General features: G+C 44.8%; 20 protein-coding genes. 9 read left to right on the forward strand and 11 right to left on the reverse strand.

The annotated features are described in order from the left end of the window. Positions 1-79: 79 nt before the first annotated feature. Positions 80-1006: a dihydrodipicolinate synthase family protein gene (locus VIN08_RS07225; protein ID WP_331962460.1), complete on the reverse strand. Its 927-nt coding sequence runs from the start codon at positions 1004-1006 to the stop codon at positions 80-82. Positions 1007-1184: 178 nt separating this feature from the next. Next, a complete protein-coding gene (locus VIN08_RS07230; RefSeq protein ID WP_331962405.1) occupies positions 1185-2624 on the reverse strand; it encodes an APC family permease in 1440 nt (479 codons plus the stop codon). A gap of 199 nt (positions 2625-2823) precedes the next feature. Here VIN08_RS07230 and VIN08_RS07235 point away from each other — a divergent pair, with 199 nt between their 5' ends. After that, the gene (locus tag VIN08_RS07235) at positions 2824-3309 is read left to right on the forward strand and encodes a GNAT family protein (protein WP_331962408.1); all 486 of its coding nucleotides are present in this window, start codon (positions 2824-2826) and stop codon (positions 3307-3309) included. Positions 3310-3359: 50 nt separating this feature from the next. On the opposite strand, the gene VIN08_RS07240 is transcribed toward VIN08_RS07235, so the two are convergent. Then, positions 3360-4004, reverse strand: a complete 645-nt coding sequence (locus VIN08_RS07240) for a response regulator transcription factor (RefSeq protein WP_331962410.1) — start codon at positions 4002-4004, stop codon at positions 3360-3362. Between the two features lie 322 nt (positions 4005-4326). Here VIN08_RS07240 and VIN08_RS07245 point away from each other — a divergent pair, with 322 nt between their 5' ends. The 5 genes from VIN08_RS07245 to VIN08_RS07265 all read left to right on the forward strand — a co-directional run bounded on the left by VIN08_RS07245 (position 4327) and on the right by VIN08_RS07265 (position 9318). Beyond that, on the forward strand, positions 4327-5775 hold the full coding sequence (locus VIN08_RS07245; RefSeq protein WP_331962413.1) for a hypothetical protein: 1449 nt from the start codon (positions 4327-4329) through the stop codon (positions 5773-5775). 77 nt (positions 5776-5852) lie between these two features. Then, the gene (locus tag VIN08_RS07250; protein ID WP_331962416.1) at positions 5853-6965 is read left to right on the forward strand and encodes a sensor histidine kinase; all 1113 of its coding nucleotides are present in this window, start codon (positions 5853-5855) and stop codon (positions 6963-6965) included. A 9-nt stretch (positions 6966-6974) separates the two neighbouring features. Beyond that, positions 6975-8027, forward strand: coding sequence for a histidine kinase (locus VIN08_RS07255; RefSeq protein ID WP_331962419.1), 1053 nt, complete (start codon positions 6975-6977; stop codon positions 8025-8027). Between the two features lies 1 nt (position 8028). Continuing rightward, a complete protein-coding gene (locus tag VIN08_RS07260; protein ID WP_331962422.1) occupies positions 8029-8802 on the forward strand; it encodes a LytTR family DNA-binding domain-containing protein in 774 nt (257 codons plus the stop codon). 75 nt (positions 8803-8877) lie between these two features. Continuing rightward, positions 8878-9318: a hypothetical protein gene (locus VIN08_RS07265; RefSeq protein ID WP_331962425.1), complete on the forward strand. Its 441-nt coding sequence runs from the start codon at positions 8878-8880 to the stop codon at positions 9316-9318. Between the two features lie 5 nt (positions 9319-9323). On the opposite strand, the gene VIN08_RS07270 is transcribed toward VIN08_RS07265, so the two are convergent. From VIN08_RS07270 to VIN08_RS07280, 3 genes are all read right to left on the reverse strand, one after another. Then, entirely contained in the window at positions 9324-11624 is a 2301-nt protein-coding gene (locus VIN08_RS07270; RefSeq protein WP_331962428.1) for a transglycosylase domain-containing protein, read from the reverse strand. Between the two features lie 123 nt (positions 11625-11747). Next, positions 11748-12230 carry a YHS domain-containing (seleno)protein gene (locus VIN08_RS07275; RefSeq protein ID WP_331962431.1) on the reverse strand — a complete coding sequence of 161 codons (483 nt, stop codon included), beginning with the start codon at positions 12228-12230 and terminating at the stop codon, positions 11748-11750. Between the two features lie 178 nt (positions 12231-12408). Further along, positions 12409-13740, reverse strand: a complete 1332-nt coding sequence (locus VIN08_RS07280; RefSeq protein ID WP_331962434.1) for a sorbosone dehydrogenase family protein — start codon at positions 13738-13740, stop codon at positions 12409-12411. A 444-nt stretch (positions 13741-14184) separates the two neighbouring features. Here VIN08_RS07280 and VIN08_RS07285 point away from each other — a divergent pair, with 444 nt between their 5' ends. Further along, on the forward strand, positions 14185-16593 hold the full coding sequence (locus VIN08_RS07285; RefSeq protein ID WP_331962437.1) for an ABC transporter permease: 2409 nt from the start codon (positions 14185-14187) through the stop codon (positions 16591-16593). A gap of 155 nt (positions 16594-16748) precedes the next feature. Next, positions 16749-18590, forward strand: coding sequence for a glycoside hydrolase family 9 protein (locus tag VIN08_RS07290; RefSeq protein ID WP_331962439.1), 1842 nt, complete (start codon positions 16749-16751; stop codon positions 18588-18590). A 144-nt stretch (positions 18591-18734) separates the two neighbouring features. Here the strand turns inward: VIN08_RS07290 and VIN08_RS07295 are convergent, their stop codons facing one another. From VIN08_RS07295 to VIN08_RS07315, 5 genes are all read right to left on the reverse strand, one after another. Beyond that, positions 18735-19496, reverse strand: a complete 762-nt coding sequence (locus VIN08_RS07295; RefSeq protein ID WP_331962442.1) for a cyclase family protein — start codon at positions 19494-19496, stop codon at positions 18735-18737. A gap of 565 nt (positions 19497-20061) precedes the next feature. Continuing rightward, positions 20062-21492, reverse strand: coding sequence for a family 16 glycosylhydrolase (locus VIN08_RS07300; protein WP_331962445.1), 1431 nt, complete (start codon positions 21490-21492; stop codon positions 20062-20064). Positions 21493-21530: 38 nt separating this feature from the next. Continuing rightward, on the reverse strand, positions 21531-23135 hold the full coding sequence (locus VIN08_RS07305; protein ID WP_331962448.1) for a glycosyl hydrolase family 18 protein: 1605 nt from the start codon (positions 23133-23135) through the stop codon (positions 21531-21533). A gap of 643 nt (positions 23136-23778) precedes the next feature. Next, complete coding sequence (locus tag VIN08_RS07310) at positions 23779-24480, reverse strand: response regulator transcription factor (RefSeq protein WP_331962451.1); 702 nt, start codon at positions 24478-24480, stop codon at positions 23779-23781. Beyond that, positions 24477-25700 (reverse strand): HAMP domain-containing sensor histidine kinase, encoded by a 1224-nt coding sequence (locus VIN08_RS07315; RefSeq protein ID WP_331962454.1) that lies wholly within the window; start codon positions 25698-25700, stop codon positions 24477-24479. Before VIN08_RS07315 ends, VIN08_RS07310 begins: the two co-directional genes overlap by 4 nt. Before the next feature lie 131 nt (positions 25701-25831). Here VIN08_RS07315 and VIN08_RS07320 point away from each other — a divergent pair. After that, positions 25832-26787: DUF2723 domain-containing protein (locus VIN08_RS07320; protein ID WP_331962457.1), on the forward strand; the 956-nt coding region annotated here is incomplete at its 3' end.

Consider the following 26787-nt stretch of genomic DNA (forward strand, 5'->3'; position numbering starts at 1 on the left):
CGTTTTTGTGCCGGTATATATTTGTATAGCTGAAATGCTTTTTCAGCACGTTGTAATATATCGTCTTCTGATAGTCCACTCATGCTATGGCTGCTTTTTCCAAACTGCGGTAATCGGGTAACACCGGGCGATTTTTTATACCGGTACGAATGATGTTCAATACAGCTTCGCGCTCAGCACCTATCAGAGTAAGTCGTGGTGGACGAACGGTTTCTGTACCGAGTCCTGCTTCTGCTTCTGCGAGCTTTATATACTGTACTAATTTACTGTGCGTATCCAGTTCGAGCAATGGCATAAACCACCGGTTGATCTCGACCGCTTCTTCAATGCGACCTGCTTTTACAAGACGATAGATTGCTACCGTTTCTGCAGGGAACGCACATACCAACCCGGCAACCCAGCCCTTCGCTCCCATCACGAGGCTTTCCATGGCCAGTGTATCTACACCACTCATAATGCTGAAGCGATCGCCAAAGCGATTGATCATGCGTGTGACGTTTACCACATCGCGTGTCGATTCTTTTACGGCATCTATATTCCGGCAGGCAGCAAGCTCTTCAAACATATCGAGCGTAACTTCTACTTTATAGTCAACAGGATTGTTATAGATCATGATCTGCAAACCTGTAGCTTCAGCAACTGTTTTGAAATACGTTACGGTTTCGCGATGATCGGATTTATAGCGCATGGGCGGCAACATCATCAACCCGCTAAGACCTGCTTTGGCTGCAGACTCTGCTATCTTTACAGCTTCGAGTGTAGAACCTTCTGCTATATTCAGTACCACCGGCACTTTACCTTCCACTCTCTCCAGGGTATATTTCAGCAAAGCATTCTTTTCATCATTGTTCAGCACACTTGATTCGCCTAACGTTCCGCCAATGATAATACCATCTACACCTGCAGCCAGTTGCTGATCGATGTTTTTACCGAACCCATCAAAATCCAACGCAAAGTCTTTGGTGAACTTGGTAGTAACAGCCGGAAAAACACCTTCCCATGTAATCTTCATAACAATTCTCGTTTGGTTATATAATGACACAAAACTATCCGGGCATGCAAATCTGGTCTTTACCCCGATTAACAGGTAGTAATACTATATTAACTTGAAATTTACTGAATTTAAAACGTAGATGATACACTTCTACCAGTTAGTTTATCAGCGGTCTTAATTTTCTCTAAGCTCATTCAGAAAAACTAACCACATTGCTTTTCTTCTTCAGCAAAAAATAATACACCGGTATACCTGCCAGGATAATAGCAAGACCGGGAAGAGTATAGCGCGTTTCGAAGATCAGCAACAATACGGCTAATGACGATGCCACTACTATATAGATAGCAGGCAACACCGGGTATCCAAATGCTTTATAAGGCCGTGGTATATCCGGGCGTGTTCTTCGAAGTATATAAATGCCTACAATGGTAAGTACATAAAAGATCAGTACACCAAAAATAACAAGCGCCAGCAAGTCATTATACTTTCCGGTGAGGCACAGGGCAGAGGCCCATATACACTGCAGCCACAAACTATAGGCGGGCACTTCATATTTATTGAGCACTGCTGCTTTGGGAAAGAAGAGATTGTCTTTCGCCATGGTATAATATACTCTGGCTCCGGATAAGATCAGCCCGTTATTACAACCAAAGGTAGAGATCATGATCATCACGGCTATAATCACAGTGCCAGCCGGGCCAAATATATACTCAGCTGCCACCACACCTACCCGATCGCTTTTGGCAAAAGCAATGGCATCGAGCGGAATCACGGCAAGATACATGAGGTTGGTGAGTACATAAATCACCGTAACGATCAGTGTACCCAGCACAAGACTAAGACCAATGTTACGCTTGGGATTTTTTACTTCACCGGCAATGAACGTAATGTTGTGCCACGAGTCGCTGGAGAAAAGTGAGCCTTTCATCGCTATCGCTATTGCTCCGAAGAATGCGAGACCCGAGAGTCCTGTTGTTATGAGTTGACCATCCTGTAATGAAAGTGAAACCGGTGTCCAGGCATGTTGCCAGTTAGCGTTCCATGTCTCAGCCTTTGCTCCCCATATAAAACCACAGAGTATAAGTCCGGCCAGTGAAACGATTTTGACAATGGTAAGAAATGTTTGAATGAACGCCCCGTTCTTTACGCCTTTGCTATTAATATAGGTGAGCAGAACAATCACACCGATGGATACCAGTTGTGATGCTTTCAGTTTAAATGTACCGACAGATAAGAGTATATTTTCTTCGCCAACAGCCGGCAACAGGTATGCCGTAAATTTGGCAAACGCTACACCTACTGCAGCTATAGTACCGGTTTGAATAATGGTGAAAAAAGCCCAGCCATATAAAAATCCGGTAAGCGGGCCGAAGGCTTCACGCAGGTATACATACATGCCGCCTGCTTTCGGAAACATGGCGGAGAGTTCGCCATAACTTATCGCTGCTATAATAGTAATGATACCGGTAAGTATCCACATGGCTACGAGGTAACCTGCCCCGCCTACGCTGCGCGTTATTTCAGATGATACAATAAAAATTCCTGAACCGACCATTGAGCCTGCTACGATCATGGTGGCATCGAGTAATCCGAGTCGTGGTGTAAAATCGGGAGCGCGTTCTTCTGTCATGCAGAGAAATCCGGGTTTAGGTGGTATATATAGAAACCAGTAATAACAAAATTAGCCGCAACGCTTCCCGGCACAGTACGCCAATTATCATTACCTGATACTATATTAACCGCTAAAGTCCGGTACGACTTGCATTCGTAGTGCAAACTCCCTACTATAGCAGCGTATCGCAAAACTTCGTTATTAAAGTGTAACCAAAATGATTCGCGCAGCAGACAAAAAAGATTTTACTTTTATCTATAGTTTGTACATGCATCCGGAGATCAATCCGTACCTGCTGTATGAAGTAATGGATGCCACAGCGTTTCAACCTGAGTTCGATGCACTGCTGGCAAGAGATATACTATATGTATACGAAGGTGATGACGGACAGGCAGCCGGCATGTTCAAATTTATTCCGTATACGCATCGCAGCGATCATGTTGCGTATGTTGGTGGACTGGCCATTGCTCCGGATCGCCAGGGGAAAGGCTATGGCCTGCGCATGATGCGCGAGATCATTGAGCTGGGTAATGCGTTGCATATACTTCGCATTGAGTTGAGCACGGCTGTAAATAATGAAAAGGCTATCGGGCTATATGAAAGAGCAGGCTTTCAAAAAGAAGGCGTACTGCGGAAGTACACGCATTTAAAGAAGGAAAATATTTTCCTGGATGAGGTGCTGATGGCCTATATATACCCCTAGTTCTCCCTATGAAAACCGGGTATATATATCGTCTAAGAAAGACTGTTATTTTAGTCAGCTCCCACTGATACCAGCTTATCGTTCAGGGCTTTTCGCACAGCCTCTGACTTGGAATTTACTTTGAGCTTACGATAAATATTGCGGATATGGGTCTTGGAAGTTTCCACCGCTATATTGAGCTCAGCTGCTATTTCGGAATATGTTTTTCCACGGGTAATCAGTCGCAATACATCTGTTTCGCGATCAGAAAGTGGCGTATATGGATTCAGGTGGAAGAACTCGAGCACAATCTTGGCAATAGAAGGGCTAAGCACAGCACCACCGTTGATGATCTGCTCTACCGAGCGGATAAAATCCGGCAGCGGCACGCTCTTTAATATATACCCGCTGATGCCCAGGCTTAATGCTTCGTTGATTACCGATGAGTCTTCTACATTGGTAAAAATGACAATCTCTGAAGGATATTTACTCTTCAGAAAACGCAATCCATCCACACCATCCATGTCAGCTACGGTAATATCGATTATGATCAGATCAGGGCAATCGCGATGAATAAGCTTTATGGCTTCCGTATAGGTTTTATAGGAGTTTACCAGAAAATAATTACTGCTGCGTTCAATTGTAAAACTAAGTCCTTCGCGAAGTTTATCATCCTCTTCGATCAGTACAATTCTCTTTCTGAGTTTACCTATCATGTCTTTATTTTTTACTAAGATACAAGATACTATACACAATGCTATATATGTAATAGACAAAATACCCAAAATTATGTACTATCTTTTCATTTACCATGATAAGAATATTTCGCAGAACGCACGTACGAGCAATTATAGGCCTCTACGCACTAAAAAAAACGTTTGTGGCGAATAAACACGGCAAATCACACGAAAGTGTCGGTATCTTTTTTTCTGCAGTTCACTACACCCGTTTTACAGTTCGATACAGTACTCTTTAATACTCTGAATCTTATCACCATTCTTGTACCGTTGTAGAACATACAAACAAATACTTCAGTACATGAAAGCAATTACAAACTACGTTTCGCTCTTTTTCGCAGCGTTGATCCTGGTACTTGTAAAACCGGCGCTCGGCCAGGAAGAATCTGCCTCCACACAATCGGGCACCTCTATCACCGTCAATAAAAATCGCTATCGCTATACATCCAGCTCCAATGGTATGGAGTTCAGTATCGAGATGCGCGGCAAGATTGAAGTGACTGACGATGACCGCGATATAAAAACTATTTCAGATGATGGTTACCTCGAGGTAAGCAAGACGGTGTTTGGCAGCAAGCGCACTATTGTGATTGAATCACAAGGCGGTGGCAAAATGAAAAAAGAATATTACGAAGGCCGCACACTATCATCATGGGATAATGGAAAAGCGTGGTTGTCTGAGATCCTGCCGGAGATTGTGCGCTCTACCGGTATATCTGCCGAAAGTCGTGTGAATCGATTCTATAAACAAGGCGGAACGGCCGCTGTGCTCGCAGAGATCAATCGCATTGAAAATGATGCCGTGCGCATTCAATATGCAAACCTGTTGATGAAGAAGCCTTTGCAAACCAGCGAATATACTTCTATCATCAAGAGCGTGACAGGTCATGTAGACTCTGATCACTATAAATCAGAGTTTCTCAAAACCAACATCAATAAATTTTTACAGAGTAAAGAATCAACCACAGCGGTGCTCGCAGCAACGCAGGCAATAGACTCTGACCACTATAAAACACTGGTGATTAAAGAAGCATTAAGCGGAGATGCCGTTGCCCCTGAAAATGTAGCGGTAATTCTACAAACAGCGGGCAAGATGGATTCCGATCACTATATCACGGAAGTGCTCACGTATCTTCTCAACAAATCTGATTTCAGCGATGCTACATTGGCAGAACTTATCAACACTACCAAAACAATTGAATCTGACCATTACAAAACGGTTGTGCTCACTAAAGCGCTTGACAAACCCAATATATCGAAAGCTGCCTATCAGCGATTGGTTGAATCTGCAAAAGATATAGAGTCCGATCATTACCTTACACAAGTGATCAACCACATGCTGGAGAAACAACTTACTGCGGAAACATTATCAGGCGTTGTAACGGTACTCGGCACGATCGAGTCTGATCATTATCGCGCCGATGTACTCTCTACATTGCTGCGCAAACAAGGACTTACCGACAGCCAGTTTACCAGCGTGCTGAATCTCTGCGGAAGTATGGGCAGTGATCATTACAAATCGCAGGTATTGCAGAAAGCATTGAGCGGCTCTCCGTCTGATGCCAAGACTATCACCATTCTGCAAACCGCCAAGTCTATCGAATCTGATCATTACCTCACCGAAGTATTGCTGGCTATTGCCCCTAAAATAAAAACAAGCAACTCCGCTCTGAAAGATGCATATCGCGAAACGGCAAAATCCATTTCGTCTGAAACATACTATGGCAAAGCACTTCGTGCCATCGATTAAAAAGTTTGGCTTACTTACCAGTATACACTTCCCTGCAATGATGACCAATTCTTTTTTTATGGGTACATTCGGCAGTCATGAGTCAACTTGTATTTCGTATGCGCATGCGTGAAAGTACACGCACCGTGGTGCCGGTGGCACTGCTGTCGGTGGTTGTCTTTGTGCTGTTCTATATATACCTGCACTTCAGCGAGATGGAAAGAGCTCCGGGCTTTCGCTCCGATGGCTGGGGCATCGTCTTCAGCTTCGTGTTGGGTGGTATATGTGGCGTAACCCTGCACTATGCCAACCGGAAACTTAATCAATGGATACCGTGGAGTAATCAATTTGCTGCGCGCCTGCTCACCGGCTATATAAGCAATGTTATACTCATCATGGCGATTGTGTTTGGCAGCGGCCTGGCACTGATCTTCATCGCAGGCCCTTCTGTAATATGGCGCGGCTTCTCGGTAAATGACGAAGATCTGGTATTAAAGATTGTTATCCTGTTGCTTACTTCGCTGTTTGTTTACAACATAGTGTATGCGCTGCTCTTCTCCTACCAACACTATGCTACCGCTCAGCTCGACAGTATGCGCAGAGACAGACGACAACTGGAATTACAATTTGAAGCATTGAAGAGTCAGATAAGTCCGCACTATCTGTTCAACAGCCTCAATACTATTTCATCGCTCATGTTCAAAGACCTCCCCTCTGCGGAACAATTTATTCGCAGGCTTGCGCAGACGTATCAGTTCATTCTCAACACACAACATAAACGTTATGTGTCGCTGCAGGAAGAAATAGATTTTGTACAGTCATATTATTACCTGCTGCGCATTCGCTTTCAGCAACAACTGCATGTAGAGATCAACTTACCATCGGGTATAATGAGCAGCAAGATACCACCGCTTACATTACAAATGCTGGTGGAGAATGCCGTGAAGCACAACCCGATGCGCCACGATAAAAAACTCTTTATCTATATAACGGCACCCGACAATATGTACCTGCGGGTGATGAACACCAAGACAGGTGTGATCGACAACGTGACTTCGTTTCGTGTAGGACTGGAGAATATACAGAAACGCTACCAGTTATTTACCGATCGCAAGATCGAGATTCGCGATGACGATAAATTCAGCGTGTCTCTTCCGCTGATTCTCTCGCACGATAAAAATGCTTCTGCCGGTTTATTAACGCTAGCCTGACCTGTACCGATGAAACGATATTTTATCAACCATCCTGTATTTCGCATCATCGCCCCGGTTATTTATGGTATACTGATATACCTGCTTATACTGCTCATCAACAATTCCATAGCACAGGTAAACGAGATCTTCAGCAGCCAGGAAGTATATATCTTTATTGCACTTACAGCCTTTACTTTTGAAAGCTGTCGCCTGATCATTATACTCTTTCGAAGATACGAACAGAATAACCCTACACGCTTTTACCTGCCGTTGCAGATCATTTCATCTACCGGTATATCGGTTGGGCTTGTTATGCTTTGCCTTACACTTTATTTCGCGTATGCGGTGGGCTTCAGCATGAGCGATACGCAAACCATACTCTTTACAGCTATATTCAGTGTAACTGCCCTGCTCTATAATATACTTTACCTGAGCCATTACTACCTGCAAAAAGAAAACACGCTGAAATTACAGTCAGAGATGCAGCAGCGCGAGATACTCGAAATGGAGATGAATGAATTTCAGCAGGATATCAATCCTGATCTTCTTTATGAAAGCCTGGAGAACCTGATCGGCATTATGTATCGCGACATTGATAAGGCGGAAGAGTATATAGATTCACTGGCAAGTGCTTACCGGTATGTACTCACCAACCGGCACCAGGAGATTGTGCCGCTATCGGCAGAGATCGATGCTGCTAAAAATCTCATTCGCATATTGAATGAAAAATACTTTGGTCAGTTGAAGTTCGACTATACATTGGACGGTGCTACAGACGATGCACGACTCATTCCCGGCTCGCTGCCCATTGTACTGGAGAGTATCATACGCAACAGCATCATTACACGCTTTGAGCCTTTTAGTATAAACTGCTATCTTGAAGACGATTACATGGTGATACAAAGCCGACTAAACGACAGACTGATCTCTTACTCCGGAAGTAAAACGGCTTTTGCGCGATTACAAAAGTCGTATTCGCTCTATAGCGATCTGCCACTGATACAAGTAAAAGCTTACCAGGACAGCTATATCAAGATTCCTGTGCTGAAAGTAGAAGAGGCAGTTGCCACAAACAAGTAACATGAAGGTTGTAATTATTGAAGACGAAGTACCCGCAGCAGAAAAACTGGAGCGATACCTGCACAAGTACGATGCATCCATCGAGATCGTAGCGCAGTTTGATTCGGTAAAGAATACCGTGCCGTGGTTACAGGAGAACCAGGATACGATCGATCTTATCTTCATGGATATTCAGTTAACAGACGGACTAAGCTTCCAGGTGTTTCAGCAGGTTCAGGTGCGCAAGCCGGTAATCTTTACTACGGCCTATAATGAATTTGCACTCGATGCTTTTAAAGTAAACAGTATAGATTACTTATTGAAGCCGATAACGTTTACCGATCTCTCGGCAAGCTTGCACAAGCTGCAGGTATTGCGCGAGCAGTTCAGTGCATCAACCGACCAATCGCAGCGTATCCAGCAGGCTTTCTCCAATACCAAAACCAGTGCGTATAAAAATCGCTTCATGGTCAAAGTAGGCGAACACATCCGCTCGGTTACTACCGATCAAATCGTTGTGCTTTATGCCGATGGACGCGATGTATACCTTGTAACCAGCCAGCAAAAGAAATTTATTATTGATTATACACTTGAATCTTTAGAAAGTGTGCTCGATCCTCAACTGTTCTTCCGGCTTAACCGTACGTTCATTGTAAACATCAATGCTATTAAAGATGTGCTGGTATATTCGAACAGCCGATTGAAAATTACCTTGCTGCAGGAATTTGATAAAGAGATTATCGTAAGTCGCGAGAAAGTGCAGGATTTCAAAACATGGTTTGACGGAGCGGGCTGATGCTGCCGCGTTCCTGCAGAAAATATATACCGGAGCTATCAACCGGGAAGTAATAACTTCGTATATATACTTCCTATGCCCGATACAACACCACCGCTTTATCAACGCGAAGCCGATATACTATATCTGATCGATAGCTTTCGCAATCGCACGTTACCCGCTGCCGAATGGACACACCACGCGCACCTCGTCACGGCATTGTGGTTCAATAAAACATTCAGTGAATACGAAGCTATCTGTTATTTGCGCAGCGGCATCATTACCTATAATCTGCAAAGCGGTGGCGAGAATACTCCTGCCAAAGGCTATCATGAAACACTGACATTGTTCTGGTGTAAAATTATCCGAAGCTTCATCAACCAACATCCGGATATACCTTTGCCGGAACTCTGCACTATATTTCTGCAAAGTGAACAAGCCTCGCGCGATCTGCCTTTACGCTTTTACTCACGTGAAAAATTATTCTCTGTAGAAGCCAGAGCTATATGGATAGAGCCGGATATAGCACCTCTCTGAAAAAATCACTGCGATACTTCGAACATCTCCTGCGGCTCAACTTCTTCTACACAGTCAAGCCTGGCACCATCAAGACCATTGGCCGGTTGGCGAAATTGTCCTTTGGGATATCCCAACTCAGAATGTCGGTATACTTTCGTCATAAACTTATCGAATACCGGTAATGCTGATCTTCCCCCAGAACCCATTCCCCACGAAGGAAAGTGAATGCTCGGTTCGTCACCACCTACCCATACACCGGTAACGAGATTGGGAGTTATACCTATATACCAGCCATCGGATGCATTGTTGGTCGTACCGGTTTTACCACCTACCTGGTTGCCTTCGGTTACCGCATCGCTAAGCGCCTGCGAACTTCCCCCACTCTCTTCTACACCACCGCGTAACATATATACTATCTTGTAGGCCGTAACTTCATCGGTAGCCTGTTTTCGCTCCGTAGAAAAATTCTGGATCACGTTGCCATATTTATCTTCAATGCGCGTGATATAGTACGGTCGGGTATATACGCCCAGGTTTACAAAACTGCTATAGGCTCCCACCATCTCCGACAGCGACACTACACTGGTGCCAAGCCCCAGTGAATATACCGGGTCGAGTTTACTGGTAATACCCAGTCGCTGCGCGAAGGCTACTACATTCTCCGGCTTTACGCGCTCCATCATCTGCATGGTAACCGAATTTAATGAACGGGCCAGCGCCTGTCGGAGAGTATATTTCTCTCCATCACCATACGTTCCGTTAGAATTTGGCGGCCTGTAAACTGTGCCGTTCACTTTTATGGAAGGCGTTATATCCGGCAACTTGTCGCAGGGAGAATAGCCATCTTCAATCGCTTTACCATATACAAACGCTTTAAAGGTAGACCCCGGCTGACGCTTTGCCTGACGGCCATGATCAAACTTGAAATAGGTATGATCTATACCTCCTACCCAGGCCTTGATCTCACCGCTTCTCGGATCCATCGCGATCATACCCGATTGCAGAAAGCGATTGTAGTAACGCAGCGAATCCATCGAACTAAATATAGTATCGCGCGCACCATGCCAGGTGAACACGCGCATAGGCTTCTTCCGGTTTAATTCGATACGGATAGAGTCTGCGCCCTCACCATAGTGCTTCACCAGGCTCCTGTATATTTCCGTGCGTTTAATTTTTCGCTCGGGGAAACTCTTGATCTCCGCGCCATGCTCATCTACCCACGGATTGCGCCTGCCCCAGGCGTTGTCGAAGTCGTGTTGCAATTTTCGGATGTGTTCCGCCATCGCCTCTTCGGCCAAACGTTGCATGCGACTATCAATGGTCGTATATATTTTCAGTCCGGAGTCTTCCAGGTCGTAGCCATTTTCACGACACCATGCTGTCAGATCATTTTTGAGTATCGTACGAAAATAGGTTGCTATACCTTCGTTCTGATTCTGCACGCTAAAATGTAATTGCAATGGAAGTTGCTTCAACGAATCATATTGCTTTTGCGCGATATAGTGATGTTGCTGAAGTTTGAACAGCACATCGTTTCGTTTATCGCGTGCACGATCCGGGTACTCGATCGGGTTAAAACGCGAAGTGCCTTGCAACATGCCTACCAGCAAAGCCGCTTCCGGAATAGTGAGTTGTGAGGGCTGCTTGCTAAAGTATGTTTCGGCTGCCACCTTAATACCATACGCATTGTTATTGAAAGGCACCGTATTCAGGTATAGCGCGATGATCTCTTCTTTGGTAAAGGTCTTTTCAAGCTTCACAGCAATGATCCACTCTTTTGTTTTGCTGATGAGCAGTTCCATCGGCGAACCCAGTGAAGCAAGTTTACCTTTCAGTTCATCGCCACGCGTTCTGAAAAGATTCTTGGCCGTTTGCTGCGAAAGTGTACTGCCACCACCTTGTTTATTGAATGTTACGATGCCGCTGATCACACGCAGAAAGGAATGAAGATCCATACCCGAATGCTCATAGAAGCGATGATCTTCCGATATCAATAATGTTTTTACCAATACAGGCGACAATTGCTCGTACGATACCTGGCTGCGGTTGAACCGGAAGTATCGTCCCATTGAAACACCATCAGCGGATATAACTTCCGAAGACAGATCGCTCTCGGGATTTTCGATAGCACGCAAACCGGGCAGCGGCCCAAAGAGGTTAAAGGGATTTTGTATAACGAGGAAGATATATAGCGGAAGCCCGATTACAGCCATGAAGAAAAAGATCCAGATCGCTTTCACGATCCTGCGGAACCAGGGTCTCTCGATGAGCAAAAAATCATTGACTTTCCTAAACCTGGTTTTCAGAGGGCCGGGTGTATCCATCGGGTAATCAGAGCATTTTAGTGCGGTAATTACCAGATTCTTTTTGGAGAAAGCAAGCCGGTATAGCTATACTTCGTAACAGAAATATATACCGGTAGTATATATAGGTATGCTCAGGAAAATTTACCGTCTGCGGGAAGCTTTCAATGCCGGCCAGTTGGCATCGGCTTTCTTGATCAGGCCTGTTTCATCTTTATTCCAGGGCTCCAGCGAATTGAACTGTGCCCCACTGAAGGGAAGCTTGCCATTGTAAAAGAGATACAGTTTCCCATCGGTGACCTTAAACGTTTCCGGATTGATGGACACCTTCTTGTTCTGCGCCCCCACAGCCAGTGCACAGTAACCATCATACTGCGGCAAGTAGCCCAGTGGTTGTTTCAGAAACTCCTCACGATTACGCGCTGTCGAAAAATAATAGATCACCGTGTTATAGGTTGCCTGGATATCAGCCGAACCCTTCACCGCTTTTCCATCTTTGAAATACGCCACCACATCATACCCGCCAATGGCCACATGATCTTTGCCCACCGGCTCCACCTGCGAGAACGCAGCAAACGTAGATCCCATCAACATGATTACGCCAACCCATTTCATTATAGTCTTCATAGCTGAATTTTACCGATACAAAGAACGAGATTATTGCCGATAGAATTGTCGCAGAAAAGACAAAAAGCTTTTATACTGAAAGCTGATAGCTGAAAATTTAAATACACGCTTCAGGGAAAAAATTCAGTTGCGCGAGCTTCGAGTAAAAAGTGAAATGCACACGGCTTACGCTTTATGCTTATCTCACCATCCATATAGTATCACTCGCATCATCGGTTATCAACAGATTTCCTTCTTTTGTGATAGCCACTGCCACCGGGCGCCCGTATACATCTCCTTTTGCTTCATCGGCAATAAAGCCTGTAACAAAATCTTCTGCAGGTCCAGCCAGTTTACCATTGCGAAAAGGAACGAAGAGTATTTTATACCCGGTAAAGGAAGAACGGTTCCACGAGCCATGTTGTGTAATGAAAGCGCCACCCTGAAATTTCTGAGGGAGTTTCTTCTGATCATAAAATACGAGTCCCATCGAAGAGCTGTGACTATCCAGCGGAAGATCAGGCACGATCGTGCGTTGGATCAGTTCCGGCTTTTGATCTTCGGCCTTTATACGCGGATCAGGATGTGAACCGATGTATGCATAGGGCCATCCATAAAAACCATCGTGCACTACATGCGTGAGGTAATCGGGAACAAGATTATCGCCTAACTCATCGCGCTCATTTACTACTGTCCATAGCTCATCGGTGCCAGGAGCCCAATCCATTCCCACCGGGTTACGAAGTCCACTGGCATATACCACTTTATCACTTCCGTCAGGATTCATTTGCAGTATATTGGCACGCGATATTTCTTCATCTATACCATGCTCCGCTACATTACTGGCCGAGCCGACTGATATATATATTTTGGAAGCATCTTTACTCGCCAGCAGATTACGCGTCCAGTGATTGTTATACCCACCGGCCGGAAGATCCGTAATCTTCTGTCCTGCAGCTGTTACATGTGTATTCTTCTCCTGGTAAGGATATCGCCATACAGCATCCGTATTGGCTACATAGAAATAATTATCCAGCACCAGCATACCAAAGGGTTGATTCAGGCCGGTAAGATAAGGCGTTTGTATTTCCGGTTTTCCATCTCCGTCTGCATCACGTAATAAGTATATCTGGTTCAGACTCTTTCCTGAATGCTGCGAATCATCCTTACCACTAATGGCATCTTTCACTTTACTCAGTCCTTTACTTTCTGTATTGGCGAGTGCAACAAATATATCGCCATTGGGTGCTACATATATATTTCGCGGGCTGCGAAGTCCCGTAGCAAATTTCGTAACAGTAAGTCCGGCTATAACATCGGGAGTTTCTCCTTCGGGCCAGCCGATTACATGACTATATTTTACAGCTGACTCCTTTTCGTTTGGGGGTGGCAGCTCAATAACCGGCTTAAAGCTTTCATCGGATACTGGCGTTACGGTGGTTGCCGCAGTTTCCTCTTTTTTTTCAGTCTTTCGCTCACAACCGGCAGCAATCATCACGAAGAGTATGTATACAACCGACATTGCTTTCATGTTCTGCTTGTTTTATACTATTAAAAAGTAAGAGGCTGTCCTACTTTTATATAAAACAGCCTCTGTAGTCAATCTCTTTGTGGTTTCCGGTAGTGATTTAGAATATGCGTCCTTCCAGTCATTACCTTTCGAGATCAACATGTATAGTTATGAAAATAGTGTGCCCGGCAGGGTACAGCTTTTCATTCCAATAAATTACAGTTGCAGGATATTATTTGTCCCATTCATTCCCCTGAACGCAGCTAACCATTTCAGGAGGGATTTAAAGACTGTGTGTAATCAAGTTCTTATACCGGTCGGATGCGGGCAGATTAGTTCGTGTGCGTACATACCCTTTCTATTGAGTGGATGTGTTGCTTTGATTTATGCCTTTCTATAGCGAAAACAGGGGACTGCTTTTCTGGCATTATCTTGGTAAATTCCGGTGTTGCTAATCCACTTGTTATGCTGCTCAACTACCTTCGCATTGCCTTCCGGAATCTTCGGAAGAATACGGCATTTTCGTTCATCAATATTTTTGGACTTGCCATTGGTACTACAGCCTTTTTGCTTATCGTGCAGTATATCCGTTTCGAGCAAAGCTATGAGAGCTTTCATGCAAATGCTGCCAATATATACCGCATCACACTCGACTTCTATAGAGGCTCGGAATATGTAGTAACAGATTGTGAGACACACGCACCTGTTGGAGGCATGCTGAAAGAGAAAATGCACGAAGTAAAAGACTTTGTTCGCATGTTTCACAATGACGGACTCCAGGAGGTAAAAGCAGGTGATAAAAAATTTCTCGATGAAGGATTTTACTATACCGATCCCTCTGCCTTCAACATATTTACTTTGCATACACTCTATGGAAAATCAGAAGATGCGCTGACAAGGCCTAACACTATTGTACTTACCGCAGCAGCAGCAAAGAAATATTTTGGTCGTACCAATGTGATAGATGAAACGATCGACATCGATCATACACTCTATCATGTTTCTGCGGTTATTGAAGATCTGCCTCCGAATACGCATATAAAATTCACGGCTTTACTTTCACATAGCACACTCCTCAAAAATGGCTGGTACCAGGAAGACACCTGGGGCGGCAACAATGAGTATACATACCTGCTGATGCAACCCGGAACAGACCTGGCAGCATTCAATAAAAAGCTCACGGAGTTTTCGGCTTCGCTCAAAGACAAGATCAACAACTCGCGTTACCTGGCTCAACCGATAGAAGAGATACACCTGTACTCGCACAAGACGTATGAACCGGAAGTAAACGGAAATGCTAATGTGGTATATTTCCTGCTGGTAATCGCTGTTTTCATTATTGTGATCGCGTGGGTAAACTATATCAACCTATCTACCGCCAGAGCGATGGAACGTGCCCGCGAAGTTGGCATACGCAAAGTAATGGGCTCGTTGAAAGTTCAGCTGGTATTGCAGTTTCTCGCAGAGTCCTGTATGCTGAATATACTGGCGGGTATACTGGCATTTATTCTTTACCAGACAGCCTTCCCTTTCTTCCGCGATCTTACTGCTTCTGCTTTACCCGATAGCTATATGCACGACCAATCATTCTGGAGGTTGTTCGTTATACTGCTGGCCACCGGATCTATACTCTCCGGTATATATCCGGCATTTGTATTATCCTCCTTTCAGCCTGCAGCTGTGTTGAAAGGTAAATTCCGATCATCTTCTCACGGACAATCTTTACGCAAGGGACTCGTCATTTTTCAATTCGGTGCTACGGTTGTATTAATGGTGTGTATGTGTACAGTATATATGCAGGTAAATTACCTGCGTCAATATGACCTGGGCATGAACCTTGACCAGACATTGATTGTACGCGCACCCAATGTAGAATCCGATTCTGTGTTCCAATCATCCTTCCATAGTATGAAGACAGAATTACTGCGCAATCCGAATGTAAAGATGGTAGCACGGTCTGAATCACTTCCAGGTTTAAGTCTGCACGAACTGAGTTCAACTATGCTCAGTCGGTACGGGCAGAACCAGCACGGCAACGGTGAATATGAGTATTACTACTTCTATATCGATGCGGACTTTATACCCACGCTCGGCATGAAGCTGGTGGCGGGTCGTAACTTTGAAGAAGACAAAAGCAATGAAGACTATGTGATTATCAACGAAGCGGCCGCGCAACGACTTGGCTTCGTTAATCCGCAGGAAGCCGTAGGTACCAAACTTACTTTCAAAACGCGCGGAGATGCACAATACTCGATTGTTATCGGTGTGATGAAAAATTTCTATCAGCGCTCACCAAAAGAAGATCATATACCGATGCTGTTTGCCTATACTGAAGGCGCCAGTTATTTCTCCATCCGGTTAAATACACAGGATGTGCACCAGACCATGGCAACAGTACAGCATACCTGGAGCCAGGTGTTTCCCAATACACTCTTTCATTATTTCTTCCTCGATGAGAAATACGATCAGCAATATCAATCCGATGCGCGCTTCGGACAAGTGATCGCAACGTTCTCCCTACTGGCCGTTTGCATTGCCTGCCTCGGATTGTTTGGTCTGTCTTCTTTCACCATTCTTCAACGCACCAAAGAGATTGGCATTCGTAAAGTATTAGGTGCATCGGTGTCGCAGATCGTACGTTTACTCTCGCAGGATTTTGTGATTATCGTACTGATCGCGGCATTGCTGGCTATACCGGTTGCATATTTTGCCATGGAGCAGTGGCTGTCCGGATATTCGGTAAGAATACATCTTAACCCCTGGATGTTTGCTATACCGGTGCTGATTATCCTGCTGATAGCGTTGCTCACGGTGAGTACACAAACCATTCGCACAGCGCTATCCAATCCAACCCATTCTCTGCGACAGGAATAGTATATACCTTTATGTGTTTATAGTACACTAGAAGATGTGTGATAAACAACACCGTATTTATACCGGTTATCCGATCAGGATAAAGTTTACTTAATTCCTATTGGAAAAACATGGAGGGATTGTTAACGTTAGTGAGTAAACTTTAACCCCAATCCATGAAAAAGGTATATACCGGAATGCTGTGTGTGTTGTGTGCGTTGATACTCTTCACCACACCTGCATCAGCACAAAAAATAAAAATACTTACCAGTCACCTGGGCTACGAGACTACCGGCCCCAAGCACGCTATTGTAGAGGGAAAACAAACCAACCAGGTAACGGCTTTTAAAGTAAAAGATCTCAACACCGATCAGGAAGTATTCAGTGGTATGCCTGTAAAGACCGGCCCGGTTACCAAATGGAAAGACTGGCACTTCTGGACGATAGACTTTGATGCTGTTACGAAAGAAGGAAGTTACTATATAGAATGCACCACCAACGAAGGGGTTATACGTTCATTCCCCTTTCTTGTACAAAAAGATGTGCTCGAACGCAACACACTCTCGAATGTAGTATACTATTTCAAAGGTCAGCGTTCATCAGGCCTGCTCGATAAAGCTGATCGAAATATAGCACTGGAAGATACCGACAAACACATTGATGCCCATGGCGGATGGTTTGATGCTACAGGCGACTATGGTAAACACCTCTCTCATCTTTCATTCTCCACGTATTTTAATCCGCAGCAGATATCTCTCACGGTGTGGAGTCTCTTCCGTACGTATGCATTACTCGATGCACGCAACGATATAGCCTTTAAACAGTACAAGCGAAAAATTCTGGATGAAGCGATGTTTGGTGCTGATTATTTAGTGCGTGTAAAAAATCCGAATGGCTCTTTCTATCGCTCAGTATCCGGACATGGACCGGAGAAACGCCCCGAAGACCGAAGGATTGGTAAAGACAGTAAAGGCTACGCGATCAAAACGGTTGATACAAAAGATAAATTTTCACCGGGTGATATCGAACGCGTTTCGAACCAGGCTACCTACGAGGTGAGCTATCGTGCAGGAGCAGGTTTATCGATAGCCGCGTTGGCTATAGCGAGTACATATCCTGTTTCGGGCGATTATACTTCTGCCGATTACCTGCGTGTAGCCGAAGACGCTTTTCAATACCTCGAGAAGAACAATATATACTATACCAATGATGGCAAGGAAAATATAGTAGATGATTACTGCGCACTGATGGGCGCTACTGAGTTATACCGGGTAACAAAAAAAGATATATACAAACAGGCTGCCGACAAACGTGCCGCTAATCTATCAGCTCGTTTGATAACTTCCGGCCCCTATAAAAATTTCTGGCGTGCGAATGATAGTGATCGACCTTTCTTTCATGCTTCCGATGCAGGGCTGCCTGTGGTAGCATTGATACACTACTTACCGATTGCCAATGAAGCAACGCAGAAAAAATTACTGGACGTAGTTCGCAAATCATTAACGTTTGAACTGGAAGTAACATCTGAAATTAACAATCCTTTTGGATACGCGCGACAGTTAGTACAGAATAAAGCTGGTGTGAAACGCACTACATTTTTCTTCCCGCACGATACCGAGGCCGCTCCGTGGTGGCAAGGTGAAAACGCAAGACTTGGATCATTGGCAACTGCTGCACGATTTGCTGCTCCGTATTTTAAAGACGATGCTATATTTTATAACAAGTTACAGGTATACGCGTGGAATCAACTCAACTGGATATTAGGATTGAATCCGTACGATGCCAGCATGCTGCACGGAACAGGAAGAAATAATATAGCCTATATGTTCTTTGGCACCTATCAATATACCAATGCACCAGGCGGTATCTGCAACGGAATTACCGGAGGGTATGACGATGAAGATGGTATAGATTACGACCTCAGCTACTTAAAGACCGGTAAAGATGACGACTGGCGCTGGGCCGAGCAATGGCTTCCGCACGCTGCGTGGTATCTCGTAGCAACCGCTATCCGCTAACTATTTGTAGTGATTACCCGGGTATATTTCATGATTCTGCCTGCAGAGCATGAAATATACCTTGGGATAAACCGTTACAGGTTATTCGTTATCCGAGAAGAGTGTGTGAAGTGTGAGTGCGGTTATATATATACTTCTATAAATTTACTCGAACATCGCTACAACCCGTGCCGGGCCGGCTGATGCTCCTACAATCTTCAGCGGGAACGCAGCTACTTTAAATCCGCTATACGGCAACGCATCGAGATTTACCAGTTGCTCCATGTGGCAATACTCTTTTTCTCTGCCAACAAGATGTGCCTGCCAGAATAATTCAGCATCCGATGTCTCTTTCGCTTTCCTGATCTGATACGGCAACGGCACATCCCATCCCCACGAATCTATACCCATCACTTTTATACCCTGCTCGATGAGCCAGGCCGTTGCTGCGGCACTCATACCGGGACCTATATACGGAAACTCCTTGGCGCCATTAAATTTATCGCGACCGGTTTTGATCAGCACAATCATTCCGGCACGCAGCACCAGATTTTCTTTCTTCAGAAATTGCGCTATATCTTCTACTGTGATTTGTTCAAAGTCGGCTTTGTGTTTCATATCGATCACAACGCCTTCACCAAAACACCATTCGAGCGGAATCTCATCAATCGTTTTGGAGCGCGTGCCGCCACACGTAGGCGAGTAATGCCACGGTGCATCCAGGTGTGTAGTAGCATGTACACCCATCTTCTGAATGGTATCGTCAGCCCATCCTTCAAAATGCTTGGGAAACAAGCGGAAGGGTAATCCCAGAAAGCGGATCAGCCATTTTGCTTTACGATGTGGCTTATGCTTGATCTTTACTTTCATAAACCAGGGATCGTTCTCGTTATACCGGATCGGCTTGGACAAATCAACAATGCGCATGCTATATGTATAGTTACTGTTAAGACGAAATAAAACTTCTGCTATAGATTCTTCGAGGGGGTGTTGCTATAGCGGGTAACGCTTAAAAAATCGCGCGTAAAGTTACATATAAAACGTTTTGTTCAAAGTGCAGTCATCACGACATGCATTGTTATACTATCAAGGAGTTGATCGTCAGATATATTCGCTCAACATTCAAAGGAAAATTTATCTCTGCAATCCGAGGGATAGGTTTGTTTACCTGATATTTTTAACGCATTCCATAGCTCGCTCCCGGGCCGCGAGGCCCCGCATGTTCTACCTGGTCTGTATCCAATCCGCACACAGCCACGTCAGGCCAAAGATTGGATAAGGCCCAGTTGAAACATGCAGGAAGAATAAAATACCTGGAATGAAAATTCAATATCGATTCGCTGTCCTTATATATAGCAGTGAATCATAACTCAAAAGCATTCTCAAAAAACTATATATAGTAACTATATATCTGCGTTATTATTCTCTCACTATGAGCATAAAAAAAGAGAGACACTTTCGTGCCTCTCCCCCGCTACTATATTGCGTGGAGTTATTCCACTACAATCTTTTTGGTAATAACGCGCTTCGCGTTACTCATGCGAACAAGATATATACCTGCCGGTACTTTGCTTACAGGTAATACATCCTGCACTTCGGATCGTAATATCTGTACCCCGGAAGTACTGGTAATACTCACAGTAGAAGGACTGGAAACTTTTATCGTAAATGTACCTGCTGCCGGGTTCGGGAACACCGTTAGCTCATCTTCTGTAGTAAGCTTCTGTGCAGTTTCTTCATTGGTTGCCAGGCGTGCCCCGGTTCCTGTACCAAAGCTGAATGCCTCCCAACCGGAGAGTGTGGTACGCGTACATGTCATGGCGTTCACACCATTCTCGGAAGATATATACCGGCCATTGTTACCACGCAAGCCAACTTTGCCATCGGCTGTCGGCACCCAATCAAATTTTTCCCAATCACCTATCGTTGTGCGGTTACAGGTAATTGCTGCTGCACCATTTTCAGATGATACATACTTGTTCATACTGCGCAGCGCAACCTTTCCGCCACCGGCATCTACTACGGTAAATTGCTCCCATGCCTGTACGGTTGGCCGATTACACATCATCGGTGCTGTACCATTCTCGGAGCTTACATAGCTGTTGTTATTTCCGCGCAGCCATATCGTGCTTCCTATAGGAGCCGTACCGGTAGAAGTAGTGCGTTTATATACCCGCACATAGTCAACATACATTTTAGCAGGAAGTGCAGCGTTGTTTACTGTAAAGCCCGGCCAGTTACCACCAATCGCCAGGTTCAGAATAATAAAGAATGTATTATGAAATTCGTTTGTGCCATTAATATTATTCTGAATGTTGGCTTCATGATACTGTGCACCATCTACAAACCACTTGATGGAATTTTCGTCCCACTCAATAGCATATACATGGTAGCCGGTAACATTGGTACCAACGGAACCGCCATACGAAGTATACCCGTTGTTATCCCAGTGAATCGTACCATGCACAGTGTTGTTGGTATTTACCTGTTCCATAATGTCAATCTCACCACAGGCAGGCCATCCCACACCACCCGGTCCGCTGATGTTGGTGCCGAGCATCCAGAAAGCAGGCCATGATCCCTGGAAGGCCGGCAACTGCATGCGTGCTTCAATGCGACCATAGCGCCAGTTATACCCGGTTGATCCCGTAGTAAGTTTGGAAGAGGTATAATTGAACCCTCCAAAACTTTCCTGCTTGGCTGTGATCACTAACTGACCATTCTCAATCGTGGCATTTTCTCTTCGGTAATATTCCAACTCGTTGTTTCCCCAACCGTTGGTTCCGTTACCGATATCAAATCCCCAGGCAGAGCTGATGCTGCTGGTAAATTCATCCGACCATTCTAACTGCCAGGTTTGTGCACTGCTCCGCGCGCAAACCAGTAGACAGGCCGTTGCAAAGACTATCTGTACAATTTTCATAATGATGGAATTTAGGTGTGACGTCTGATATATATAGTTTAGGGTTGAACCACAAGTTTCTGTATATGCGAGCGCTCGTCATCCACAATGGTAGTGGTATATAAACCCGGTGCTAAACCTTGTATTTGCGCTGATCCCTGCACACGCCCGGTATATACTATTTTGCCGGAACCCAGCTCGCGAACAACTACCTGCGATGGTTTGGCTACCTGGAGATTTACATTTCCTTTGGATGGGTTGGGATATACGGAGAGTGTATTTTCGCTAGCAAGGCCGTCAGATATACTGCTTGCTTCTGCAGCAGCAATACGTGCACCGGATACAGACGTAAATACAAAAGCTTCCCAGCCGCTTAATGTAGTGCGTGTACACGTCATGGCGTTGGCACCATTCTCGGATGAGATGAATAATCCGTTGTTACCACGGAAACCTACTTTACCATCGGTAGTAGCAACCCAGTCGAATTTCTCCCAGTCGCCTACAACGGTACGGTTACACGTTATAGCAGCCGCGCCATTTTCGGATGACACATATTTACCCATGCTGCGCAGCGCGATCTTTCCGCCACCGGCATCTATTACTGTAAATTGTTCCCATGCCTGTGCTGTTGTACGATTACACCACATCGGTGCTGTACCATTCTCCCCACTCACATACAGGTTGTTGAAACCCCGCAGTGTAATTACCTGGCCGATTGGTATAGTATTGCCGGGAGGATTGCCACCACCGCTGCGTTGATCCACTACCTGATCGATAGCCGACAATAAAGAATTACCATTGTTAACGTCCTGCGAAAGTTCCCAGATCATAATACCACCACCCTGATCGAATGCGAGGTTTGTTTTACTTTGTATAGTAGGGATACCGTTGTAACCAACACCCTGAAAGGAATCAGCATTGGGACTTGCTCCGCGATTGAGCAATGTATTATAGGCTACATATTCGGAAGCGGATCGTCCATAGAATGGCACGCCTAATATAGCTTTACTCGCAGACAGTCCGCGGCCCTTCCAATAGTTGATAGACTGCACGGCATAGTCGTAGGTAGAGTGATTGGAGCCGCCACCATCGTACGCCATCAGGTTAAGAAAATCTACATAACCAAATACATTGCTTTGAATGCTGGAGCCACCAACGGCTACCACTGCGGCCGTTAGTAATTTACCCTGGTTGTGCAGCGCAGTACTGAGTTGCTGCATGAGCAATGAGTAATTATTGGACGATGCTCCTGCATCCGGATATTCCCAATCAATATCAACACCATCCAGGCCATACTGGTTAACAAAATTTACCAGGTTGTTTACAAAGTTGGTGCGATACGTTGCATTGGCCGCAAGACTTTCAAAGCCGCTGTCGTTGCCATCATTCCAACCGCCAACCGCTATCAATACTTTAACACCGTTGGCATGACCAGCTGATACAAGACTCTGTAGTCGTGCGCCATCAACGCCCTGCAGGCCACCCGTTGCCGTGGGGAGAACAAATGCATAGTTTACGTGTGTGAGTTTGCTGAACTGAATGCCGCTCACGCTACCAGCCCACGAAGGAAAGTAGCCCACAACTTTAAACTGCCCTACCGTTACAAGCGAAGTGAACAGAATACATGCTATAGTATATAGCATTCTGGTATAAATAGTTTTCATAACAGACAAGAGTTAGGTGATTGTTACCACTTGTGCGATAACATTAATTTTAATTTAACAAGATTAACAGCCAGCGACATTGGGGAATTTACCGGTATATATGATCGCTGCGAATGGCTATCGTTAGCCGTGCCAACATGCATCGGTGGTGGATATAGCGCATGGTTCTTTAGTTTGGGTTAAAGTATCAGTATAATTTTGTGATGGGGTTTTTAAAATATCTACTGTCCTTCAAACGTTGACTAAAATAATTTGCGCGGTGGGTATATTTTACTTTACCAATACGCCATTACCTCTACATCATTTTGATGCAGTACACCAACACTACTTCTTAGCAGAAATTATACTTGATTCTCAACAGATTGAACGCGCGGCAGGCAGCGTGTGTGCGCGTACATTTTTTGTGGTGTGTGATTTTTCAATTACGTTAAAACCGCTTGATGTTTTAACTTATTTTAGCACCTATACCGGATAAATACGGTATATATAGGAGTATAAATATAACGTTAAAGCTAACATTTTATCAAGAGATGTTAAAACATTTATAGAATATATCCTCCCGGTGGAGTAAATGTATTTGTAATAATGGATGCCCCTATATTCTATATACCTGAATAACGATCTATACTCAGGGAAATATATTTCAGACGGATGAGTCTTTTAAAATATAGCCGATGCCGCGTATATTCTCGATCTTCAGTGCATCGTCATTCTTCAGATATTTTCGCAGTTTGGAAACAAACACATCCATGCTGCGGGCTACAAAGAAGCCATCATCTTCCCATATTGCTTTTAGAAAAACATCGCGCTCTATAACCTTACCAGTATGCCGGAAGAATAACTGCAACAGCCGGCATTCTTTATAGGTTAAGCGTGTATGCTCTCCGTTGGCATTGAGCAAAAGGTTGTGCACATCCAGTGTTGTTTTGCCTGCCTTCAGCAGCAACGATTTATCTACGGATGAATTTGCATCTACCGTACGTTTCAGGATTGCTTCAATGCGATATTTAAATTCCTGTATACTAAAAGGCTTGCACACATAATCATCTGCTCCTATCTGAAAGCCCCGTATGCGATCTTCCAGTTGATTACGTGCCGTAAGAAAAACAATGGGTATACGCTGATTATACTTTCGCACTTCTGCGGCCAGATCAAAACCATCTTTCTCCGGCAACATGACATCCAGAATACAGAGATCGAATGTATGACTATGAAAAGCTGAAAGTCCTTTTTCACCACTTGCATACAGATGTACATGCCAGCCATGGGCATCCAGTGTATCCTTGATCAAAAAGCCCAGGCTCTCATCATCTTCTACCAACATGATCTGCGGACGCTCGCTCATACTTTCGGAAGTATAATTTGCACTTCTGTTCCCTTGTTCAACTCACTCAGTAAATTTACGTGGCCGCGATGCGCCTGCACAACACCTTTCACAAAACTCAGCCCCAGACCAAAGCCTTTCACATTATGTATATTACCCGAAGTAACGCGGAAGAATTTATCAAACACCTTACTGCGATGCTGTGGCGCTATACCGATACCATTGTCGATCACATCAATTTCAATCTGGTCGCCATGATCTCTGGTGCGCACCAGTATATGCGGAGATTCCAGCGAGTATTTTTCGGCATTGTCAATAACATTGGTGATCGCCTGCAATAGTAAGTCCTTATCACCGAGTATAGATACCTGGCCAGCCTGAAACTCGAGTCGTATCGTTCCATTGCGTTCGCGTATCTTTAACTGAAATGCTTCGGCACAATCTTCGATCAGCCGGTGTATATCCATCGCTTCCAATACAGGGCGCTTCATATACTCGATGGAAGCACCGCTGAGTACCTGGTCTATCTTCTGACGTAAACGTTCATTTTCTTTCAGGAGTATATTGACATATACCTGTGTGCCCTGATCTTGAATTTTGTTTTGCAGAATCTCACCCGCTATACGGATGTTGGTTACCGGTGTTTTAAACTCATGCGTCATGTTGTTGATAAAATCGCTTTTCAACTCGGCAAACTTCCGTTCGCGCAGCAGCGAAGCAATAGCATACGCAAAGAAGCCCATCATCAATAACAAAATGATGGTAGAGAATATCCATACATCCAGTTGCGCTGCTACATAGCTCTGCTTCTTGGGAAAATATACTGCAAAGTTCTTTTCTGCAAGGCTCCGTTTGTATTGCTCTTTCTCCGCTTCCAGCCTGCGTGTAGCCTCTACGTAATGGCCGTATACCAATGTATCGTCAGCAGCATTGTAAACGCCCAGCTCGTAGTCGATCGAAAGACTGCGTTTCGAAAACTCGTTGCGCAGCAAACTATCCAACTCCTGGTCGTTGAGCTGGCTGTTGGTGGTTACAAAAAAGAAATTGGATGACATCTTTCTGATCTCGGCATCTTTGGAAACCGAATCAGCAACTTTACGCAATGCGATCTGTACGCTGTGATCAAATTGTTTTTCGGCAACATCAAATGCTTTCCGGAACCAGTATAACTGTATTACCAGCAGGCACGCCAACACCAGGGTTCCCAGCAGGATGATGCCGCGCAGATGTTTGGTTTTCATTCTCTAAAATTAACAGTTTAGATAGTTATCAGTAAGTACTTTCCGCTTTTTAACACTGCATTAACACTTCTTTACAGTCGTTAACGCTCTCGTTCTTCTTTCAACGGTAGCATTGTAAAAAGTTTACGAAAATGTTCACCAGAAAGGATTATTTATTTTTGGCAGCAGCCATACTGCTCGTATTAACAGCCTTTGTTACGATGGCCTTCGATCCATCCGAAAATGGAATGGGTATACTTACAAGAACCATCGCGCCTATTATACTGCTCGCGGGGTTGTTACTTCCTATTCCTGTAATCCTCGGTCGGCAACATCTTGCATCAGACAAACTCCAGGTAGCCATAAAAAAAACTTCTCTCGAAACACTGGCTGGCATAGCCGTGTTTGCCATCGCTTTCAGTATATATCTTTTCACACTGGAGCCAACGGCCAGTCTATGGGACTGCTCGGAGTTTATAGCATCCGCCTATAAACTCCAGGTGCCGCATACACCGGGTGCTCCACTCTCATTACTCATCGGCAGAATATTTACCCTCTTCGCATGGGGCGATGTAACACGTGTTGCCTGCATGGTAAATGCCATGAGTGCATTCTTCTCCGCGCTTACCGTGCTACTGGTATATATTATCATATTGGTGCTTGGAAAAAGAATGGAGAACGTTTCGATCGCCCGTCCAGCACTGATCGTAGCAGCAACAGCCGGAAGTTTATGCCTGGCCGTTTCAGATACATTCTGGTTCTCTGCCGTAGAAGCCGAAACCTACGGAGCCTCCTGCTTCTTCATGGTCTTGATCGTTTGGCTGATTTTTACCGGACAAGATCTTGCGGAGCCTGATCGTTCAAGGAGACTGGTACTGATCTTTTATATAGCAGGACTCTCTTATTGCATCCACCCGATGAGTTTGCTCTCGCTGCCTATTTTACCGGTGGCATGGTATAGCAGCTCACGTGCGTGGTGGCGCATACTCCTGTGGACGGCTGTTGGTGCGCTCATCATTCTGTTCATCAACCGCTTCATTGCTGTTGGTATATTTGAACTGGCATTTTATGTTGATCTCTTCCTGGTAAATAGTCTCGGGTTTGCTTT

The sequence above is a fragment of the Ohtaekwangia sp. genome (genome assembly GCF_036568665.1).
Taxonomy (GTDB): domain Bacteria; phylum Bacteroidota; class Bacteroidia; order Cytophagales; family Cyclobacteriaceae; genus Ohtaekwangia.

What these genes read in the sequence shown, in the direction of transcription:
- VIN08_RS07230 (WP_331962405.1), bottom strand. Translation starts at nt 2,624, where the DNA reads ATGACAGAAGAACGCGCTCCCGATTTTACACCACGACTCGGATTACTC.
- VIN08_RS07235 (WP_331962408.1), top strand. Translation starts at nt 2,824, where the DNA reads ATGATTCGCGCAGCAGACAAAAAAGATTTTACTTTTATCTATAGTTTG.
- VIN08_RS07240 (WP_331962410.1), bottom strand. Translation starts at nt 4,004, where the DNA reads ATGATAGGTAAACTCAGAAAGAGAATTGTACTGATCGAAGAGGATGAT.
- VIN08_RS07245 (WP_331962413.1), top strand. Translation starts at nt 4,327, where the DNA reads ATGAAAGCAATTACAAACTACGTTTCGCTCTTTTTCGCAGCGTTGATC.
- VIN08_RS07250 (WP_331962416.1), top strand. Translation starts at nt 5,853, where the DNA reads ATGAGTCAACTTGTATTTCGTATGCGCATGCGTGAAAGTACACGCACC.
- VIN08_RS07255 (WP_331962419.1), top strand. Translation starts at nt 6,975, where the DNA reads ATGAAACGATATTTTATCAACCATCCTGTATTTCGCATCATCGCCCCG.
- VIN08_RS07260 (WP_331962422.1), top strand. Translation starts at nt 8,029, where the DNA reads ATGAAGGTTGTAATTATTGAAGACGAAGTACCCGCAGCAGAAAAACTG.
- VIN08_RS07265 (WP_331962425.1), top strand. Translation starts at nt 8,878, where the DNA reads ATGCCCGATACAACACCACCGCTTTATCAACGCGAAGCCGATATACTA.
- VIN08_RS07270 (WP_331962428.1), bottom strand. Translation starts at nt 11,624, where the DNA reads ATGGATACACCCGGCCCTCTGAAAACCAGGTTTAGGAAAGTCAATGAT.
- VIN08_RS07275 (WP_331962431.1), bottom strand. Translation starts at nt 12,230, where the DNA reads ATGAAGACTATAATGAAATGGGTTGGCGTAATCATGTTGATGGGATCT.
- VIN08_RS07280 (WP_331962434.1), bottom strand. Translation starts at nt 13,740, where the DNA reads ATGAAAGCAATGTCGGTTGTATACATACTCTTCGTGATGATTGCTGCC.
- VIN08_RS07285 (WP_331962437.1), top strand. Translation starts at nt 14,185, where the DNA reads ATGCTGCTCAACTACCTTCGCATTGCCTTCCGGAATCTTCGGAAGAAT.
- VIN08_RS07290 (WP_331962439.1), top strand. Translation starts at nt 16,749, where the DNA reads ATGAAAAAGGTATATACCGGAATGCTGTGTGTGTTGTGTGCGTTGATA.
- VIN08_RS07295 (WP_331962442.1), bottom strand. Translation starts at nt 19,496, where the DNA reads ATGCGCATTGTTGATTTGTCCAAGCCGATCCGGTATAACGAGAACGAT.
- VIN08_RS07300 (WP_331962445.1), bottom strand. Translation starts at nt 21,492, where the DNA reads ATGAAAATTGTACAGATAGTCTTTGCAACGGCCTGTCTACTGGTTTGC.
- VIN08_RS07305 (WP_331962448.1), bottom strand. Translation starts at nt 23,135, where the DNA reads ATGAAAACTATTTATACCAGAATGCTATATACTATAGCATGTATTCTG.
- VIN08_RS07310 (WP_331962451.1), bottom strand. Translation starts at nt 24,480, where the DNA reads ATGAGCGAGCGTCCGCAGATCATGTTGGTAGAAGATGATGAGAGCCTG.
- VIN08_RS07315 (WP_331962454.1), bottom strand. Translation starts at nt 25,700, where the DNA reads ATGAAAACCAAACATCTGCGCGGCATCATCCTGCTGGGAACCCTGGTG.